Origin of the sequence: Streptomyces sp. NPDC050534, assembly GCF_044457745.1 — a bacterium.
In the GTDB taxonomy this organism is placed as follows: domain Bacteria; phylum Actinomycetota; class Actinomycetes; order Streptomycetales; family Streptomycetaceae; genus Streptomyces.
Genome location: NZ_JBITHF010000002.1, coordinates 1094063 through 1110028, shown reverse-complemented (window position 1 = coordinate 1110028; position 15966 = coordinate 1094063). Strand labels below are relative to the sequence as shown.

Below are 15966 nucleotides of genomic sequence, written 5' to 3'. Positions count from 1 at the left end.
AGATACGAAGGGATGCGCGTCGTGAAGAACTCACTGGATACCGCGGAGCTGGACGCCGCCATCGAAAACGTCCACCGCGCCGGGATGCCGGGTCTGTTCGCCGAGGTGCGTGACGGCGACGAGGTGTGGCGCGGGGCCGCCGGGGCCGCCGACGTCACCACCGGTCGCCCCGTCACCGCCGACATGCGGCACCGCGTCGGCAGCATCACCAAGACCTTCACCGCCGCCGCCGTCCTGCAGCAGGTCGAAAGCGGTGAGATCGGCATCGACGCACCGATCGGCCGGTATCTCCCGCAGCTGGTCCCCGGCGGACGCGGTGACACCATCACGGTCCGCATGCTGCTCAACCACACCAGCGGCCTCGCCGAGTACCTCCCCCACGCCTACCCGTCCCTCAAGGCGTTCCCCGCCCTCGCGAAGACCGGACCGGAGAGCCTGGACGACCAGCGGCTGACCCGGTTCGACCCCACGAAACTGATCGAGCTGGGGGTCACCGCACCGGCCGCCGGCGCCCCGGGCGGCACTCCGGGGCTGTACTCCAACACCAACTACCTGCTTCTGGGCGCGCTCCTGGAACAGGTCACCGGCACCACGGCCGAGCGGTACATCACCCGCAACGTCATCGAACGCGCAGGCCTCCGGCACACCGGATTCCCCACCACCCCGCACGTCGACGGACCGCACTCGCGGCTCTACGAGGCATGGTTCGGCATGATCGACCCGCCGCGCGACTACAGCGTCTACGACATGTCATGGGTGGGTCCCTCGGCCTCCCTGATCTCGACCGTCACGGACCTCAACCGCTTCTACGGCAAGCTCCTGGGCGGCGAGATCGTCGGCCCGTCGTCGCTGGCGCAGATGCGGCGCACCGTCCCGGTCGTCTCCCAGGAAGGACAGGTGATCGACTACGGCCTCGGCCTGCACCCGACGCAGGCTCCCGGCCAGGACACCTTCTGGGGCCACGGCGGCACGGTCTGGGGCGGTGGAGCCCTGGCCATGATCCGCGCCGACGGCAAGCGGCAGCTGGCCGTCGCGGTGAACCTGCAGCGATGGAACAGTCTGGACGCCTCGGGCAGGCCGCAGCCCCATCCCATCGACGACGCGCTCGCGACGCTGTATCGGGTGGCGATGTACGGCTGACCGGCCCGGAGCACACTCCGGCCAACACGCTCCCGCACCAGCGTCGTCCCGGCCGGCCGCGGCACACTGTTCGTGATCGCGTCGACGTCCGACACTGTTGCAGTGGGCGGTTCGTGGCGGCGGGCGTCCGGAGTCGTGGAAAGGATCTCACCGTGGGAGAACATGCGAGGAACCACGAGCGCAGCCTGGTGGATCCGGACGGCTACTGGCTCCGGACCGCCGAGCTGATCGACTGGGACGTCAAGCCGTCCCGCGCGCTCGACGAGACAAAGGCCCCCTTCTACAAGTGGTTCCCCGACGGGCGGCTGAACACCTGCGCCAACGCGCTCGACCGGCACGTCGACCGCGGATTCGGCGAACGCACGGCACTGATCTGGGACTCGGCGATGGTGCCCGCGAAGAGGTCGTTCACCTACCGCGAGCTGCGCGACGAAGTGGCCCGCGTGGCGGGCGCGTTGCGGGCGCTGGGGGTGGACAAGGGCGATCGAGTCATCGTCTACATGCCGATGGTTCCCGAGGCCGTGATGACGATGCTCGCCTGTGCCCGCATCGGCGCCGTGCACTCGGTGGTGTTCGGCGGGTTCGCGCCGAAGGAGCTGGCGGCACGCATCCAGGACGCCCGCCCCAAGGTCGTCGTAGCGGCGTCGTGCGGGATCGAGCCCACGCGCGTCGTGGCGTACCAGCCGATCCTCGACGAGGCGCTGGCGATGAGCGACCACCGCCCGGACCACACACTGATGCTGCAACGCGACGCGCAGCGGGCGGAGTTGGGACCCGGATACCTCGACTGGGACGACGTGGTTCCGACCGCCGCCCCGGCGGAGCCGGTATCGGTCGCGGCCACCGACCCGCTCTACATCCTCTACACCTCCGGTACGACCGGAAAGCCCAAGGGGGTCCTGCGGGACACCGGCGGCCACGCCGTCGCGCTGGCCTGGTCGATGGGTGCGATCTACGACGTGCACGCCGGTGACGTCTTCTGGACGATCTCCGATGTCGGCTGGGTCGTCGGCCACAGCTACATCGTGTACGCCCCGCTGCTGGTCGGCGCCACCACGGTCGTCTACGAGGGCAAACCCGTCGGCACCCCGGACGCGGGCGCGTTCTGGCGGATCGTCCAGGAGTACGGGGTCAGGACGATCTTCACGGCGCCGACCGCGATCCGGGCGATCAAGAAGGTCGACCCGAAGGCCGCCGAGGTCGCCGCGTACGACATCACGTCACTGGCCGCGCTGTTCCTCGCGGGCGAGCGGCTGGACCCGGAGACCCTCCAGTGGGCCTCGGACGCGCTGGGCGTGCCGGTCACCGACCACTGGTGGCAGACCGAGACGGGCTGGCCGATCGCGGCGAACCCGCGCGGACTGGAGCCGATGCCGGTCAAGCCGGGCTCGGCCACGGTGCCCGTCCCGGGATGGGACGTACGCGTGGTCGACGGCGAAGGCCGGGAGCGGGAGACCGGGCGCGAGGGTGAGATCGTCATCAAACTGCCCCTTCCTCCAGGCGCGTTGACGACGCTGTGGGGCGACGACGACCGGTTCGTGGAGTCCTACCTCAGCCGTTATCCCGGCTACTACCACACCGGCGACTCCGGATACATCGACGACGACGGCTACCTGTTCGTCATGGGGCGCACCGACGACGTGATCAACGTGGCCGGACACCGCCTGTCCACCGGCGCGATCGAGGCGGCCCTCGCCACCCATCCCGCGGTCGCGGAGTGCGCGGTGATCGGCATCCCCGACCCCTTGAAGGGCCATGTCCCCTTCGGCCTGGTCGTCCTCAAGGCCGGTGCCGCACCGGACCAGGACGAACTGCGCGCCGAACTCGTCGCGGCCGTACGGCGCGACGTCGGCCCGGTGGCGGCCTTCCGCGACGTCGCGATCGTGCCGGCCCTGCCGAAGACCCGCTCGGGCAAGATCCTGCGCAGGACGATGAGGGGAATCGCCAACGGCCGAACCGAAGCCGTACCGCCGACGATCGAGGACGCCTCGGTACTCGACGCCCTGACACCCATCCTGCGGGACCGGCCCTGACTTACCACGCTCCACGGCGCCGTCAGGTGTCCGTCGGCCGGACCGCCTCGAGCTCGTCCACGCTGCCGGACATGATGGTGCGCACGTGGCGGGTGAGGTGTTCGAGGGGCCAGTCCCACCAGGCGAGCGCGAGCAGGCGGGCGATGTCGGCCTCCGGGTGGCGGGTGCGGATCAGCCGTGCCGGATTGCCGCCGACGATGCCGTAGTCGGGGACATCGTCGGTGACGACGGCGCCCGAGGCGATGATCGCGCCGTGCCCGATGCGGACGCCGGGCATGACCATGACCCCGTGGCCGAACCACACGTCGTGGCCGACGACGGTGTCCCCGCGGCCCGGGAGACCGGTGATCAGGTCGAAGTGCTCGGCCCAGGCGCCACCCATGATGGGGAACGGAAAGGTCGAGGGGCCGTCCATGCGGTGGTTCGCCCCGTTCATGATGAACCGCACGCCGGTGGCCAGGGCGCAGAACTTCCCGATGATCAGCTTCTCGGGGCCGTAGTGGTACAGCACGTTGCGTTCCTGGAAGGCTGTCGGGTCATCCGGGTCGTCGTAGTAGGAGTACTCCCCCACCTCGATCAGCGGGGACGTCACCAGCGGCTTGAGCAGCACCACACGCGGCTGGTCCGGCATGGGATGGACCACTGACCGATCGGGGACCTCTGGCACCTCGGGGATCACGCCGGCATCACTCCCATTGACCTGCCCGATCTACGGACTTCATCGACTGCGCGCAGGCGACGTCACGATCGGCTCGAGGAGCCGTCGCGGTGCACTGATCGCCTCCACCACAGGATGACGCCCGGAGCCCGGCGCCGGTTCGAACCCGGGTCCGGGTTCGTGCAGGATCTCCGGGACCGGAACCACCAGGCCGCAGTCCTCGCAGCGCCCCTCGTGATCGAGAGGACCTCCGTCCCGCTCGTGACGGAAGGCACGCTTCGCACCGGTCGGGGAGTAGTGCGCGTCTCCCCAGTTCATCAGGGCACGCACGACGGGCCACAGCTCGATCCCCTTGGCGGTCAGCCGGTACTCGACCCCGCCGCTCGCCTCGCCGTCACGGCTGAACACGCCTTCCTGTACGAGGGTCTTGAGCCGGCTGGTCAGGACGGCGCGCGGGATCTTGAGCCGAGTGGCGAAGTCCCCGAACCGGCGTACCCCGAAGAACGCGTCGCGGACGATCAGGAGCGTCCATCGCTCCCCCACCACTTCCAGCGTGCGCGCCAGCGAGCAGTTGCGGTCCGCGTAGGTGCTGGGGAGTGTCATGCGCTCAATTCTACCCACTCCAGTTCAGTCATTGAACTGACTGTGCTACGGTCCTCACCAGTGGCAGTTCAGTCACTGAACTGACCGTCGACCTCCCGGCCGGAGCAGGGCCGACGCGTACACACCCACCCACGAGCGACGAGGTCCACCATGTCGTCAGTACTCATCACCGGAGCATCCAAAGGCATCGGCCGAGCCATGGCCCTCGAACTGTCGAACCGGGGCCACCGGGTCATCGCCACCGCCCGCCGCCCCGAAACCCTCGCCGACCTCCCCGTCGACCAAGGCCTGCGCCTCGACGTCACCGATCAGGAAACCGTCGACCAGCCCGTCAAAGGCGCCGACGACGCGGTCGAGCAGCCCGAGCCCGCACTGCGGGTACCGGTCGGCGCACCCGCCGAACGGGCCCTGCAGGCCCGTAAAGAGGCTCCGGAGAACGAGCCTTTCCTGACGACCGAGATCAGTTGGTAGCCCAGCCATGCCCGAAAACAGTCAGCCCCTCAGCGCAGGCGTCATGACAGGCCGCCCCGGCGCTCCGCACCCCACCGTCACCACGCAACGCTCACCCGCACCCCCGGACACTCCCTCCCGCCCCTGGCCCGGCGTCCTCACCGTCTGTCTCGGCGTGATGATGGCGTTCGTCAACGTCTCTTCCACGATCTCCGCACTCGCCGCCATCCAGCAGGATCTACGCCCGACGACAAGCACCCTGGTCTGGGTGACGAGCGCGTACTCCCTGGTCGTCGTCAGCCTGGTGATGTCCGCCGGAACGCTCGCCGACCTGGTCGGCCGTCGCGCCGTCTTTCTCGGCGGAGCCCTGGTGTTCACGGCCGGCAGCGTGCTGGCCTTCACCTCCGACAGCGCGGGCCTGCTGATCACGGCGCAGGCGGTGATGGGCATCGGCGGCGCCGCGGTGCTCCCGTCCAGCCTGTCGATCGTCAGCCACTCGTTCACCGATCCGCACGAACGCACCCGGGCGATCAGCGTATGGGCCAGCTGTTCCGGGCTCGGCCTGGCCGTCGGACCGATCGGCGCCGGCCTGCTCCTGGGAAGCTTCTCCTGGCACACGGTCTATCTGCTCAACGTCGTCATCGGCGGCACAGCCGTACTCCTGACACCCCTGCTGGTGACCGAGTCCAGGCATACGACCCGTCAACTCGACCTGCTCGGCGTCCCGTTGTGCACCGTGGCGATCGCATCGGCGACCTACGCGATCATCGAGGGAGGCTCCTCCGGTTACACCTCCGGCCGGATCATCGCGGCCTACGTCGTCTTCGCCGTGACCCTTGTGCTGTTCCTGGTGGCAGAGGCGCGCCATCACGACCCCATGCTCGACCTGCGGCTCTTCCGCAACCGGTCGTACTCCACGGTGATGGGCGTCGCGACGGCGACCATGTTCGGCTTCGTCGGCACGGCCCTGATCACCGTGCTGTACATGCAGCGCGTGCAGCACCTGTCCGCGCTGGCCACCGGCCTGCGGCTGCTCGCGATGTTCGCGACCTACATCGTGGTCAGCGCGTTCGCCGGGCCGCTCGTCAAGAAGGTCGGCTTCACGCTCACCCTGACGGCGGGCCTCGTCGTCATGGGCGCCGGAGCGCTCGCGCTGCTGGCCACCGGCCCCTTCACCGGCTACGGCGCGGTGTGGCCCGGCCTGTTCGTCGCGGGAGTCGGATCGGCGCTGCTGACGGCTCCGTCCACGGCCGCCGCCGTCAACAGCGTCCCCCGGCAGCAGGCGGGCATGGCCAGTTCCTCGGTCAACATGTTCCGCCAACTCGGCGCGGTCCTCGGCCCCAGCGTGCTCGGCACCATCGTCACCACCCGCTTCCCCCGCCATCTGGAGGACCGCCTGACCTCCGCGGGCGTCCCCGCCCCGACGGCCGCGCACATCACGGAAGCCGCGACCCACGGCGGCGGGCCGACCCACTCGCCCCTCGCGCACACCGTCGCGGACTCCGCGGCCCGCGCCTTCACCGACGCCGTCCACCTCGGGCTGCTGATCGGCGGCATCGCGTTGCTCGCCACGGCGGTTCCCACGGCCCTCTTCGTACGCCACCGGAACGGGCCGTCCGGCCAGCGATGACCGCCGCCGGGGTGGGGCCGGCACGTCATGGCCGGCACGTCATGAGTGCTTGGGCTGCCGCACCCACCCCAGCGACCGCTCGACGGCGAGCTTCCAGCTCTCGTACTCCCACTCCCGTCGTTCGGGTTCCATGTCCGGCAGCCACTGGGCGGCGCGGTGCCAGTTGCGGCGCAGGACCTCCAGGTCGGGCCAGTAGCCGGCCGCCAGTCCGGCCGCGTACGCGGCGCCCAGGGACACCGTCTCGGCGACCAGGGGCCGTACGACGGGAACGTCGAGCACGTCGGCGAGGATCTGCATGAGCAGGTGGTCGGAGGTCATGCCGCCGTCGACCTTGAGCTGCTTCAGGGCGAGTCCGGCGTCGGCGTTCATGGCGTCGACGACCTCCCGGGTCTGCCAGCCGGTGGCCTCCAGCACGGCTCGGGCCAAGTGCCCCTTGGTGATGTACGACGTCAGGCCGACGATGACGCCGCGGGCGTCGCTGCGCCAGTGGGGTGCGAACAGTCCGGAGAAGGCGGGGACGATGTAGCAGCCGCCGTTGTCCTCGACCGTGCGCGCGAGCGTCTCGATCTCGGGTGCGCTGTGGATCAGGCCGAGCCGGTCGCGGAACCACTGGACCAGCGAACCGGTGACGGCCATCGGGCCTTCCAGCGCGTAGACCGTGGGCTGGTCCGCGATCTTGTAGGCGACCGTGGTGAGGAGCCCGTGCTGGGAGCGCACGAGGTCGGTGCCGGTGTTCATCATCAGGAAACTGCCGGTCCCGTACGTGCACTTCGCCTCGCCCGGCGAGAAGCAGGTCTGCCCGAACAGGGCCGCCTGCTGGTCACCGAGGGCGGCCGTGATGGGCACGCCCGGGAGAAGCGCACTGGCCTCGCCGTACCGCTCCGCCGAGGAGCGGATCTCCGGGAGCATCGAGCGCGGTACGCCGAAGAAGTCCAGCAGCTCTTCGTCCCAGGTCAGCGTGCGGATGTCCATGAGCATGGTGCGGCTGGCGTTGGTGGCGTCGGTGATGTGCACGCCGCCGTCCGGGCCCCCGGTGAGGTTCCAGATCAGCCAGCTCTCGATGGTGCCGAACAGCACCTCGCCGTCCCGGGCACGCTGCTCCAGCCCGTCGACATGGTCGAACAGCCAGCGGATACGGGGCGCTGAGAAGTAGGTCGAAGGGGGCAGGCAGCACCGTTCGAGGAAGTACTCGTCTCCGGGGTGTTCGAGTAGTTCGTCGACGAGGGGGGCGGTGCGGGTGTCCTGCCAGACGATCGCCTTGACCAGCGGGACTCCTGTGCGCCGGTCCCAGAGCACGGTCGTCTCGCGCTGGTTGGCGATCCCGATGGCCGAGATCTGTGACGCGTCGATCTGGGCGTTCGACAGTGCCTCGGGCACGACGCGCTGGAGGTTGCGCCAGATCTCGACGGCGTCGTGCTCGACCCAGCCCGGCCGGGGGAAGTACTGCTGGTGCTCCCGCTGGGCGACCGACACCATCCGCCCGCCGTGGTCGAACAGGATGCATCGCGTGGAGGTGGTGCCCTGATCGATGGACATCACATACCGCTCAACCATGATCGGCCCTGCCTTCCGATGGGTCGCGGAGGTGCTGGGGGCTGGGGGCCTACCAGCGGGCCGCACCCAGGTCTCTGGAGATCGCGCGTGCCGCCTCCCGGAGCACGGTGATCAGGGCCGGCACCGGCCGGCCTTTGGTGTCGCAGATCCGCTCCACGGCGCCGGACACTCCGAGCGCGCCCACCACCAGACCGCCCTGCCCTCGGATCGGCGCCGCGATGCCGGCCTCGCCCATGCTCATCTCCTGCACCTCGGCGCCCCAGCCGAGATCCCGTATCTCGGCCAGCGCCCGGTTGAGCGCCCCCGGGTGGACCAGGGTGTGCCGGGTGTACGACTCCGGTTCGGCCTCCAGCACGGCGTCCACGGGCGTGACCCCGTAGGCCAGAAGCACCTTGCCGAGCGAGGAGGCGTGCAACGGCAGCAGCGCGCCCACGTCGAGGGTCTGCAGGGTGTCGTCCGGCCGGAAGACGTGGTGGATGACGAGCACCTTGCCCTCCAGAGGGGTGCCCAGGCGCACGGCCTCCCCGCTGCGGGCGGCCAGTGCGTCGGCCCAGTTGATGGAGCGCGAACGCAGTTCGTTCACGTCGAGATAGCTGGTGCCGAGGTGCAGCAGAGCCGCCCCGAGCTGGTACTTCCCGGTCTCCGGGTCCTGCTCCACGAAGTCCACGTGCTGCAGGGTGCGCAGAATTCCGTGCGCGGTGCCCTTGGCCAGGCCGAGCGACGAGGCCACCTCGCCCAGCCCCATCCGACGGGATCCGCCCGCGAGCAGGCGCAGGATCGCCGCGGCTCGTTCGATGGACTGGACCGGTCCGGCCATGACGCGATGGTAGTCCGGGTTTTCCCGATGAGGGACTGCCGTTCGGTAATGCCGACCGAGGTTCGTTGACCGGTCGGGCATTTCCTCCCTAGCGTGCCATCACGCCCCGCCTACGGCCCGTAGCGCTTCCCCGAGGAGGACACATGACGACAGCGCAGCTCACCGCCGCGCCTCGCGGGGAAGCCGAACACGTTTTCGGACTTCCGCACGACCCGGGGGCCGTCTCGGCCGTGCGCCGTCGCATACGTATGGTCCTCACCGACTGGCACCTGGACGCGGACGGTACGGAAGACGTACTGCTCGTGGTCTCGGAGCTGCTCACCAACGCGATCGTCCACGCCCTGCCCCCGGCGACGCTCAGACTGTCGCGCACCGAACTGGACGGGTGCGGAGCCATCCGCGTCGAAGTGACCGACAGGGGACCCGTGACCCCGGCCGGCCTGTCACCTTGCGCCCTCGATCCGGACGAGCACGGCCGAGGGCTCGACATCGTGACCGCGCTGGCGGCCCGCTGCGGCGTGGACGTGCAGGCCGGCGAGACCAACCGATGGGCAGAGCTGCGGGTCGGCCGGGGATGAGAAAAGGGTCCTCCCAGGCTTTCGCCTGCGAAGACCCTTCGCACCGTCGGGACGACAGGATTTGAACCTGCGACCCCTTGACCCCCAGTCAAGTGCGCTACCAAGCTGCGCCACGTCCCGGTGCCTGTCTGACCTGGGGTTTCCCCGGGCCGGACGTGCACAGAAACCATACCGCACTCGGGTCGGTGGTCGTGAATGGCTTTTGGGCGGCGAGGCGGTCGCCGGCCGGTCAGGCCGTCGGCTCCGCGCAGGGCCGCTCGCGCAGCGGGCCCGGTGCCGAGATCGCCTTCGGGGTGTCGACGCGGATCAGGTTGCGGATCGCCGGGACCGCGAGCAGGGCGACGGGGATCGCGAGGCTCATCGCTCCGGAGACGAGCAGGACGTGGCCGGCACCCAGGGCGGTGGCGGCGGGGCCCGCCAGAGCCTGGCCGACCGGCATCATCGCCAGGGAGCCGGCGACGTCGTAGGCGTGGATGCGGTTGAGGACGTCGGGCTGGACCTGGGTCTGGACGCTGGTGGCCCACATGACGCCCCAGAAGGACATGCCCGCTCCGGCGGCGGCAGCTCCGGCCGCCATGAGCGGGACGCCCAGGCCGGCTCCGACCGTCGCAGGGAAGCCCGCGAAGGCGAAGAGGGACATCGCGCCGGCGCGGAGCATACGGCGGGGGCGCAGGCGCAGGGCGAGGAGGCCACCGACCACCGTGCCGGCGCCGAGGGCCGAGTTGACCAGGCCGTAGGCGCGGGGTCCGTGCTGCTGGACCACCTCGGTGGCCACGAGCGGGACGGTGGGCCCCCATACGGCGATCATGTACACGCACCAGACGGCTATGACGCCCCAGAGCCAGGTGCGGGAGCGGAATTCGCGCCAGCCTTCGATCAGGTCGGCACGGAAGGCACCGGAGCCGCCGTGGGACGCCGGGCCGGTGCCCGGGGCCGGCGGGGGCAGCCGGAGCAGCAGGAGGCACAGCGCGCTCATCGCGTAGGTGGCGGCGTGGGCTGCGAAGACGCCGCCCGGTGAGGCGAAGCCGACCAGGAGGCCCGCGGCGGCGGGGCCGGCGAGCTGGGCGGCGGATTCGGCGATGCGTATGGCGCCGTTCGCGCCCTGGACGTCGGAGGCGAGCCGGGGCACCGTGCTGGCGACGCCGGGCTGGAAGACGGCGCCCGCGACGCCGTTGGCGAAGCCGATCGCGCAGATCTGCCAGAGCACGACGTGGCCGGAGTAGAACAGCGCCGCGGCGAGGGACTGGGTGACGAGGCGCACCAGGTCGGCGCCGATCATCAGTTTGCGGGTGCTGAAGCGGTCGGCGATGACGCCGCCGAAGACGACCAGTCCGGCGAAGGCGGCAGCCGTGGCGGCCATCGCGAGGCCGACCGCGCCCGCCCCGTATCCGTGCTGGAGCAGGCCCGCGGCGAGGGCGACGGGGAGCATCGTGTCGCCGAGCCGGGCGACGGCGCGGGCGGCGAAGAACAGGCCGAAGTCGCGGGACCACACCGGTCGTTCCCTCGTCAGCTGCCCCGCCTTCAGTTCGGCAACGATGTCACGGCTGTCCTGACCTGCGCCCACCCCGTACGTCCCCTCCCCGCTCCCTGCCGGATGCCCGAGGGACCCCTCCGCCCCGGCTCACGCTTCTGTCCCGCAGCATGCCACGCTGCACCGACAACGCTCGACGCGATTTCATTCCCGCGGAAGCCCCAACTCCGGGTAGGCGTCGAGCAGTCGGGACGGTGCCGCCTGGCGCCAGGAGTCGGCGAGGATGTCGCGCAGTTCGGGCTCGTCCTCGATCGCGGAGAGGCGGGCTCGCACCCAGGCGAACATCGCCTCATGGTCGGCGATCCAGAACTTGCCCGGCTCGGCCAGCACCAGTTCGTCGCGCTCCTCCTTGGGGCAGCGCACGGCGATGGAGGTCTCGTCCTCGGGCAGCGTGGCGAACATCTTGCCCGCGACCCGGAACGTGGGCATGCTCCAGGCGATCTTCTCCGTCGTGTCCGGCAGGGAGAGGCAGATACGGCGTACGTCTTCGGCGTCCGGCATGCCCAGCACCGTAGCGGCAGCCACTGACAATCACCTGGTGGGAGCGGCGGGGATCAGTTTCTTGAAGTAGATCGACGTCGGGCGCAGAACGCCGTCCGGGGCGGCCGCGTAGTCCGGTATCGCGCCGATCCGGGTCCAGCCCGCCGCGTCGTAGAGGCGCTCGGCGGGGCTGTCGGTCTCCGTGTCCAGGTGCAGGAGCGTGATGCCGGCCGTGGCCGCCGCCTCCTCGGCGGTGGTCAGGAGCCGGCGGCCGAGACCTCGGCCCCGGGCGTCCCGGTGCACCATCAGCTTGACCAGTTCGGCGCGGTGGCGGCTGTTGGGCTTGTCCGGGAAGGCCAGGGTGACGGTGCCCAGCACCCGGCCCCCGGCGTGTGCCGCCCACACGGCGAGCTGCCCGGCGGCGACGCCCGTCGCGCGCTCCTTCCACCAGGCGCGGGCCTCGGCCCGGTCGAGAGGGGCGAGGAAGCCGATCGAGGCGCCGCCGTCCACGGTGTCGACGAGGAGGTCCGCCAACTGCTCCACGCGCGCGTGGAGTTCGTCGGCGTCCACGTGGGTCACGATGACGTCCGTGGTCACGGCAGCACCACCGCCAGCACGTACCGCACGCCCTCGGCTCCCGCGCACCGGAACCGCGTCGGCCCCCACACCCGCAGCCGCAGGCAGTCCCCGGCGTCGAGGTGGTGTTCCACGTCCTGTGCGGTCACCTCAAGTGCTCCTTCCAGGACCCAGACGTGTTGTTCCAGGCCGGGTACGGGCGGCCGGTCGTAGGCGATGTCCGCCCCCACGGACAGCCGTCCCTCCACGAGTTCACCGCGCAGTCCGGCGTGCGGCGGCGAAACGGACCGTCGTACGAAACCGGAGGACCTGTCCTGCCAGACCTGCTGTTCCGCGGACCGCACGAGCTGGGCGGGCTCCGCCTCGACCTCGCTGAGCAGCTGGGACATGGTGCGTCCGTAGACGCCGCACAGGCGGTTCAGGAGGGACGCGGTCGGGCTGATCTCGGCGCGCTCGGCGCGGGAGAGGGTCGAGCGGCTGACGCCGCTGCGCTCCGCCAACTCGCCCAGGGACCAGCCCCGTTCGGCCCGCAGCTCGGCCAGGCGGGCGCCGAGCCGGGCGTCGACGGGATCCGGCCCGGCCTCGGCAACGTCCTGTTTCATATTCGGGATGCTATCCCACATCAGAGACGGGCGTCTGAGGCTTCCGTACGGCTTCAGTCACGGGCCCCTACCCCCGCGCCGCCGCCCCCAGCGCCTCCAGCACCGGCCGGATCAGCGGGTGCTCCTCCGCTCCCCGCCGTACGGCCGCGAAGACCCGGCGCGTCGGCGCGACCCCGTCGACGGGCCGTACGACCACTGCCGACAGGTCCATTCCCCGCAGCGCCGAGCGCGGGACCAGCGCCACGCCCGCATCCGCCGAGGCCAGCGCCACCACCGCGCGGAAGTCGTCCGAGGAGTGCTCCAGACGGGGCTGGAAACCGGCCGCCTCGCAGGCCAGCACCACCACCTCGTGGCAGGGGTTGCCGGGGTAGGGGCCGATCCACGGGTCCTTGGCCAGCTCGGCGAGCGGCACCTCGGCGGCGTCGGCCAGGCGGTGGGCGAGCGGGACGACGGCGTCGAAGGGTTCGGCGTACAGCGGGACGTGGGTCAGGCGCGGGTCGTCGGCCGGCGGCGCGCCCCGGTACTCGACGGCGACCGCGACGTCGACCTGCCGGTCCAGGACCATGGGCAGGCTGGCGTCGCCCTCGGCGTCCTGGACGCGGATGTGGATGCCGGGCGCCGACTGGGCAAGGCGGGCCACCGCGGGGGCGACGACCTGTGCGATGCCGGTCGCGAAGGAGGCGACGGTGACCGTGCCGGCCGCGCCCGAGCCGTACGCGGCGAGCTCCGCCTCGGCCCGTTCCAGCTGGGCGAGGACCGCGTTGGTGTGGCTGAGCAGGATCTCGCCGGCCGGGGTCAGCCGTACGCCCTTGGCGCCGCGCTCGACCAGGCGGTGGCCGGTCTCCTGCTCCAGCGCGGTCAGCTGCTGGGAGACGGCGGAGGGCGTGAGGTACAGCGCGGCGGCAGCCGCCGTCACCGTGCGGTGGTCGGCCACCGCACGGAGGATGTGCAGCCGCCGCGCTTCGATCATGGGACCGATTATCGCAAGCCGCGCGAGGAACTCGGCCCTCCCGTGGCACGGACCTCAGCCGGCGCTCAGCCCTCCAGCTCCGCCCGCGCCGCGACGAACGCGTCCACCGCGCGGTTCACGTCGTCCGTCGAGTGCGCCGCCGACAGCTGCACGCGGATGCGGGCCTGTCCCTGCGGGACCACCGGGTAGGAGAAGCCGATCACGTACACGCCGCGCTCCAGCAGCAGCTCGGCCATGCGCCCGGCCACCGACGCGTCGCCGATCATCACGGGGGCGATGGCGTGGTCACCGGGGAGGATCTCGAAACCCTCCTCCACCATCCGGCGGCGGAAGAGCGCCGTGTTCTCGGCCAGCCGGACCCGCAGGTCGTCCGCCGACTCCAGCAGGTCGAGGACCTTCAGGGACGCCGCGGCGATCACCGGGGCCAGCGTGTTGGAGAAGAGGTACGGCCGCGAGCGCTGGCGCAGCAGGGCGACGATCTCGGCGCGGGCGGCGACGTAGCCGCCGGAGGCGCCGCCGAGCGCCTTGCCGAGGGTGCCGGTGATGATGTCGACGCGGTCCATGACACCGTGCAGCTCGGGAGTGCCGCGGCCGCCGGGGCCGACGAAGCCGACGGCGTGCGAGTCGTCGACCATGACCATGGCGTCGTAGCGGTCGGCGAGGTCGCAGATCTCCGCGAGCGGGGCCACGTAGCCGTCCATGGAGAAGACGCCGTCGGTGACGATCAGCCGGCGCCTGGCGTCGGCCGCGTCCTTCAACTGCTTCTCCAGGTCCGCCAGATCACGGTTCGCGTAGCGGAAGCGGCGGGCCTTGGACAGGCGGATGCCGTCGATGATCGACGCGTGGTTGAGGGCGTCGGAGATGACGGCGTCCTCGGGGCCGAGCAGCGTCTCGAAGACGCCGCCGTTGGCGTCGAAGCAGGAGGAGTACAGGATCGTGTCCTCCTGGCCGAGGAACGCGGACAGCCGCGCCTCCAGCTCCTTGTGCACCTCCTGGGTGCCGCAGATGAAGCGGACCGAGGCCATGCCGTAGCCCCAGCGGTCCAGCGCCTCGTGCGCGGCGGCGACGACCTCGGGGTGGTCGGCCAGGCCGAGGTAGTTGTTGGCGCAGAAGTTGAGGACCTCGCCTGGGCGGCCGCCCGCGGTGACGTTCACGGTCGCGGACTGCGGGGTGCCGATCACGCGCTCGGGCTTGTGCAGACCGGCGGCGCGGATCTCGTCGAGGGTGGCGCGCAGGTCGTCGCGCACGGAGTCGAACATGGGGGAAGCTCCTAAAAAGCCGTCGCCGAAGGGGAGTTACGCGGTCCAGTCGAGGATGACCTTGCCGCCGCGGCCGCTCGCCGCGTCGGCGAACGCCGCCTCGAAGTCGCGGTGGCCGTACCGCCCGGTGATCACGGGCGACAGGTCGAGGCCGCCTTCCAGCAGCACCGACATCGCGTACCAGGTCTCGAACATCTCACGGCCGTAGATGCCCTTGATCGTGATCATCGAGGTGACGATCCGGGCCCAGTCGACCGGGAACTCCGCGGCGGGCAGGCCGAGCATGGCGATCCGGCCGCCGTGCGTCATGTTGGCGATCATGTCGCGCATGGCCTCGGCCCGTCCGGACATCTCCAGGCCGATGTCGAAGCCCTCGCGCAGCCCCAACTCCTTCTGCCCGTCGGCGATTTCGGCCTGCGACACGTTCAGGGCGAGGCTCACGCCGATCTTGCGGGCCAGCTCCAGGCGCTCCTCGCTGACGTCGGTGACGACGACGTTGCGGGCACCCGCGTGGCGGGCCACCGCGGCGGCCATCAGGCCGATCGGCCCGGCACCGGTGATCAGCACGTCCTCGCCGACCAGCGGGAAGGACAGCGCGGTGTGCACGGCGTTGCCGAACGGGTCGAAGATCGCCGCCACGTCGAGGTCGACGGGCACGCGATGCACCCACACGTTCGACGCGGGCAGGACGACGTACTCCGCGAAGGCGCCGTCCCGGCCGACGCCGAGCCCGATCGTGGACCGGCACAGATGGCGCCGCCCGGCCAGGCAGTTGCGGCACTTGCCGCACACCAGATGACCCTCACCGCTCACCCGGTCGCCGGCGGCGATGTCCGTGACGTCCCGGCCGGTCTCCACGACCTCGCCGACGAACTCGTGCCCGATCACCAGCGGCGTGCTGATCGCCTGCTGCGCCCAGCCGTCCCAGGCCCGGATGTGCAGGTCGGTGCCGCAGATACCGGTACGCAGCACCTTGATCAGTACGTCGCCGTGTCCGACCGCGGGCTCCGGAACGTCCGCAAGCCACAGCCCCGGCTCCGCCTTCTCCTTGACCAGCGCCTTCACGTACGGCTCCTGTGCTCGAG

The 15966-nt window shown here is 70.9% G+C and carries 16 protein-coding genes and 1 tRNA gene; 5 read left to right on the top strand and 12 right to left on the bottom strand.

From position 1 onward, the window contains the following. Window positions 1-21: 21 nt before the first annotated feature. Complete coding sequence (locus tag ACIBN2_RS10820) at window positions 22-1140, top strand: serine hydrolase domain-containing protein (protein WP_399133903.1); 1119 nt, start codon at window positions 22-24, stop codon at window positions 1138-1140. 152 nt (window positions 1141-1292) lie between these two features. Beyond that, entirely contained in the window at window positions 1293-3173 is a 1881-nt protein-coding gene (locus tag ACIBN2_RS10815) for a propionyl-CoA synthetase (RefSeq protein ID WP_399133902.1), read from the top strand. Between the two features lie 22 nt (window positions 3174-3195). On the opposite strand, the gene ACIBN2_RS10810 is transcribed toward ACIBN2_RS10815, so the two are convergent. Both ACIBN2_RS10810 and ACIBN2_RS10805 read right to left on the bottom strand, forming a co-directional pair. Continuing rightward, window positions 3196-3804 carry a CatB-related O-acetyltransferase gene (locus tag ACIBN2_RS10810; RefSeq protein WP_399133901.1) on the bottom strand — a complete coding sequence of 203 codons (609 nt, stop codon included), beginning with the start codon at window positions 3802-3804 and terminating at the stop codon, window positions 3196-3198. An 87-nt stretch (window positions 3805-3891) separates the two neighbouring features. Then, window positions 3892-4434, bottom strand: a complete 543-nt coding sequence (locus ACIBN2_RS10805) for a winged helix-turn-helix transcriptional regulator (protein ID WP_399133900.1) — start codon at window positions 4432-4434, stop codon at window positions 3892-3894. Between the two features lie 150 nt (window positions 4435-4584). On the opposite strand from ACIBN2_RS10805, the gene ACIBN2_RS10800 reads away from it, so the two are divergent. Both ACIBN2_RS10800 and ACIBN2_RS10795 read left to right on the top strand, forming a co-directional pair. Further along, window positions 4585-4905, top strand: coding sequence for an SDR family NAD(P)-dependent oxidoreductase (locus ACIBN2_RS10800; protein WP_399133899.1), 321 nt, complete (start codon window positions 4585-4587; stop codon window positions 4903-4905). A gap of 43 nt (window positions 4906-4948) precedes the next feature. Beyond that, a complete protein-coding gene (locus ACIBN2_RS10795) occupies window positions 4949-6514 on the top strand; it encodes an MFS transporter (RefSeq protein ID WP_399133898.1) in 1566 nt (521 codons plus the stop codon). Window positions 6515-6553: 39 nt separating this feature from the next. Here ACIBN2_RS10795 and glpK read toward each other — a convergent pair whose 3' ends face one another. Both glpK and ACIBN2_RS10785 read right to left on the bottom strand, forming a co-directional pair. Then, window positions 6554-8068, bottom strand: coding sequence for a glycerol kinase GlpK (gene glpK / locus ACIBN2_RS10790; RefSeq protein ID WP_399133897.1), 1515 nt, complete (start codon window positions 8066-8068; stop codon window positions 6554-6556). A gap of 49 nt (window positions 8069-8117) precedes the next feature. Then, on the bottom strand, window positions 8118-8885 hold the full coding sequence (locus ACIBN2_RS10785) for an IclR family transcriptional regulator (RefSeq protein ID WP_399133896.1): 768 nt from the start codon (window positions 8883-8885) through the stop codon (window positions 8118-8120). Between the two features lie 143 nt (window positions 8886-9028). Between ACIBN2_RS10785 and ACIBN2_RS10780 the strand changes: the two genes are divergently transcribed. Continuing rightward, window positions 9029-9463, top strand: a complete 435-nt coding sequence (locus tag ACIBN2_RS10780; RefSeq protein ID WP_399133895.1) for an ATP-binding protein — start codon at window positions 9029-9031, stop codon at window positions 9461-9463. Between the two features lie 46 nt (window positions 9464-9509). Here ACIBN2_RS10780 and ACIBN2_RS10775 read toward each other — a convergent pair. From ACIBN2_RS10775 to tdh, 8 genes are all read right to left on the bottom strand, one after another. Then, a tRNA-Pro gene (locus tag ACIBN2_RS10775) sits at window positions 9510-9583 on the bottom strand. 109 nt (window positions 9584-9692) lie between these two features. Beyond that, entirely contained in the window at window positions 9693-11000 is a 1308-nt protein-coding gene (locus ACIBN2_RS10770; protein ID WP_399133983.1) for an MFS transporter, read from the bottom strand. Window positions 11001-11138: 138 nt separating this feature from the next. Continuing rightward, complete coding sequence (locus ACIBN2_RS10765) at window positions 11139-11495, bottom strand: MmcQ/YjbR family DNA-binding protein (protein WP_399133894.1); 357 nt, start codon at window positions 11493-11495, stop codon at window positions 11139-11141. 30 nt (window positions 11496-11525) lie between these two features. Next, window positions 11526-12071, bottom strand: a complete 546-nt coding sequence (locus tag ACIBN2_RS10760) for a GNAT family N-acetyltransferase (RefSeq protein ID WP_399133893.1) — start codon at window positions 12069-12071, stop codon at window positions 11526-11528. After that, the gene (locus tag ACIBN2_RS10755) at window positions 12068-12652 is read right to left on the bottom strand and encodes a helix-turn-helix domain-containing protein (RefSeq protein WP_399133892.1); all 585 of its coding nucleotides are present in this window, start codon (window positions 12650-12652) and stop codon (window positions 12068-12070) included. The genes ACIBN2_RS10760 and ACIBN2_RS10755 overlap by 4 nt, the downstream gene beginning before the upstream one ends. A 67-nt stretch (window positions 12653-12719) precedes the next feature. After that, window positions 12720-13622: a LysR family transcriptional regulator gene (locus tag ACIBN2_RS10750; protein WP_399133891.1), complete on the bottom strand. Its 903-nt coding sequence runs from the start codon at window positions 13620-13622 to the stop codon at window positions 12720-12722. 65 nt (window positions 13623-13687) lie between these two features. After that, window positions 13688-14881: a glycine C-acetyltransferase gene (locus tag ACIBN2_RS10745; protein WP_399133890.1), complete on the bottom strand. Its 1194-nt coding sequence runs from the start codon at window positions 14879-14881 to the stop codon at window positions 13688-13690. Between the two features lie 36 nt (window positions 14882-14917). Beyond that, window positions 14918-15946, bottom strand: a complete 1029-nt coding sequence (gene tdh / locus ACIBN2_RS10740) for an L-threonine 3-dehydrogenase (RefSeq protein ID WP_399133889.1) — start codon at window positions 15944-15946, stop codon at window positions 14918-14920. Between the last annotated feature and the right edge of the window lie 20 nt (window positions 15947-15966).

Excerpts from the sequence above, each read along its gene's own strand:
- ACIBN2_RS10780 (WP_399133895.1), top strand. The coding sequence starts at position 9,029 with ATGACGACAGCGCAGCTCACCGCCGCGCCTCGCGGGGAAGCCGAACAC.
- ACIBN2_RS10765 (WP_399133894.1), bottom strand. The coding sequence starts at position 11,495 with ATGCCGGACGCCGAAGACGTACGCCGTATCTGCCTCTCCCTGCCGGAC.
- ACIBN2_RS10800 (WP_399133899.1), top strand. The coding sequence starts at position 4,585 with ATGTCGTCAGTACTCATCACCGGAGCATCCAAAGGCATCGGCCGAGCC.
- ACIBN2_RS10750 (WP_399133891.1), bottom strand. The coding sequence starts at position 13,622 with ATGATCGAAGCGCGGCGGCTGCACATCCTCCGTGCGGTGGCCGACCAC.
- glpK (WP_399133897.1), bottom strand. The coding sequence starts at position 8,068 with ATGGTTGAGCGGTATGTGATGTCCATCGATCAGGGCACCACCTCCACG.
- ACIBN2_RS10810 (WP_399133901.1), bottom strand. The coding sequence starts at position 3,804 with ATGCCGGACCAGCCGCGTGTGGTGCTGCTCAAGCCGCTGGTGACGTCC.
- ACIBN2_RS10785 (WP_399133896.1), bottom strand. The coding sequence starts at position 8,885 with ATGGCCGGACCGGTCCAGTCCATCGAACGAGCCGCGGCGATCCTGCGC.
- ACIBN2_RS10795 (WP_399133898.1), top strand. The coding sequence starts at position 4,949 with ATGACAGGCCGCCCCGGCGCTCCGCACCCCACCGTCACCACGCAACGC.
- ACIBN2_RS10805 (WP_399133900.1), bottom strand. The coding sequence starts at position 4,434 with ATGACACTCCCCAGCACCTACGCGGACCGCAACTGCTCGCTGGCGCGC.
- ACIBN2_RS10755 (WP_399133892.1), bottom strand. The coding sequence starts at position 12,652 with ATGAAACAGGACGTTGCCGAGGCCGGGCCGGATCCCGTCGACGCCCGG.
- ACIBN2_RS10745 (WP_399133890.1), bottom strand. The coding sequence starts at position 14,881 with ATGTTCGACTCCGTGCGCGACGACCTGCGCGCCACCCTCGACGAGATC.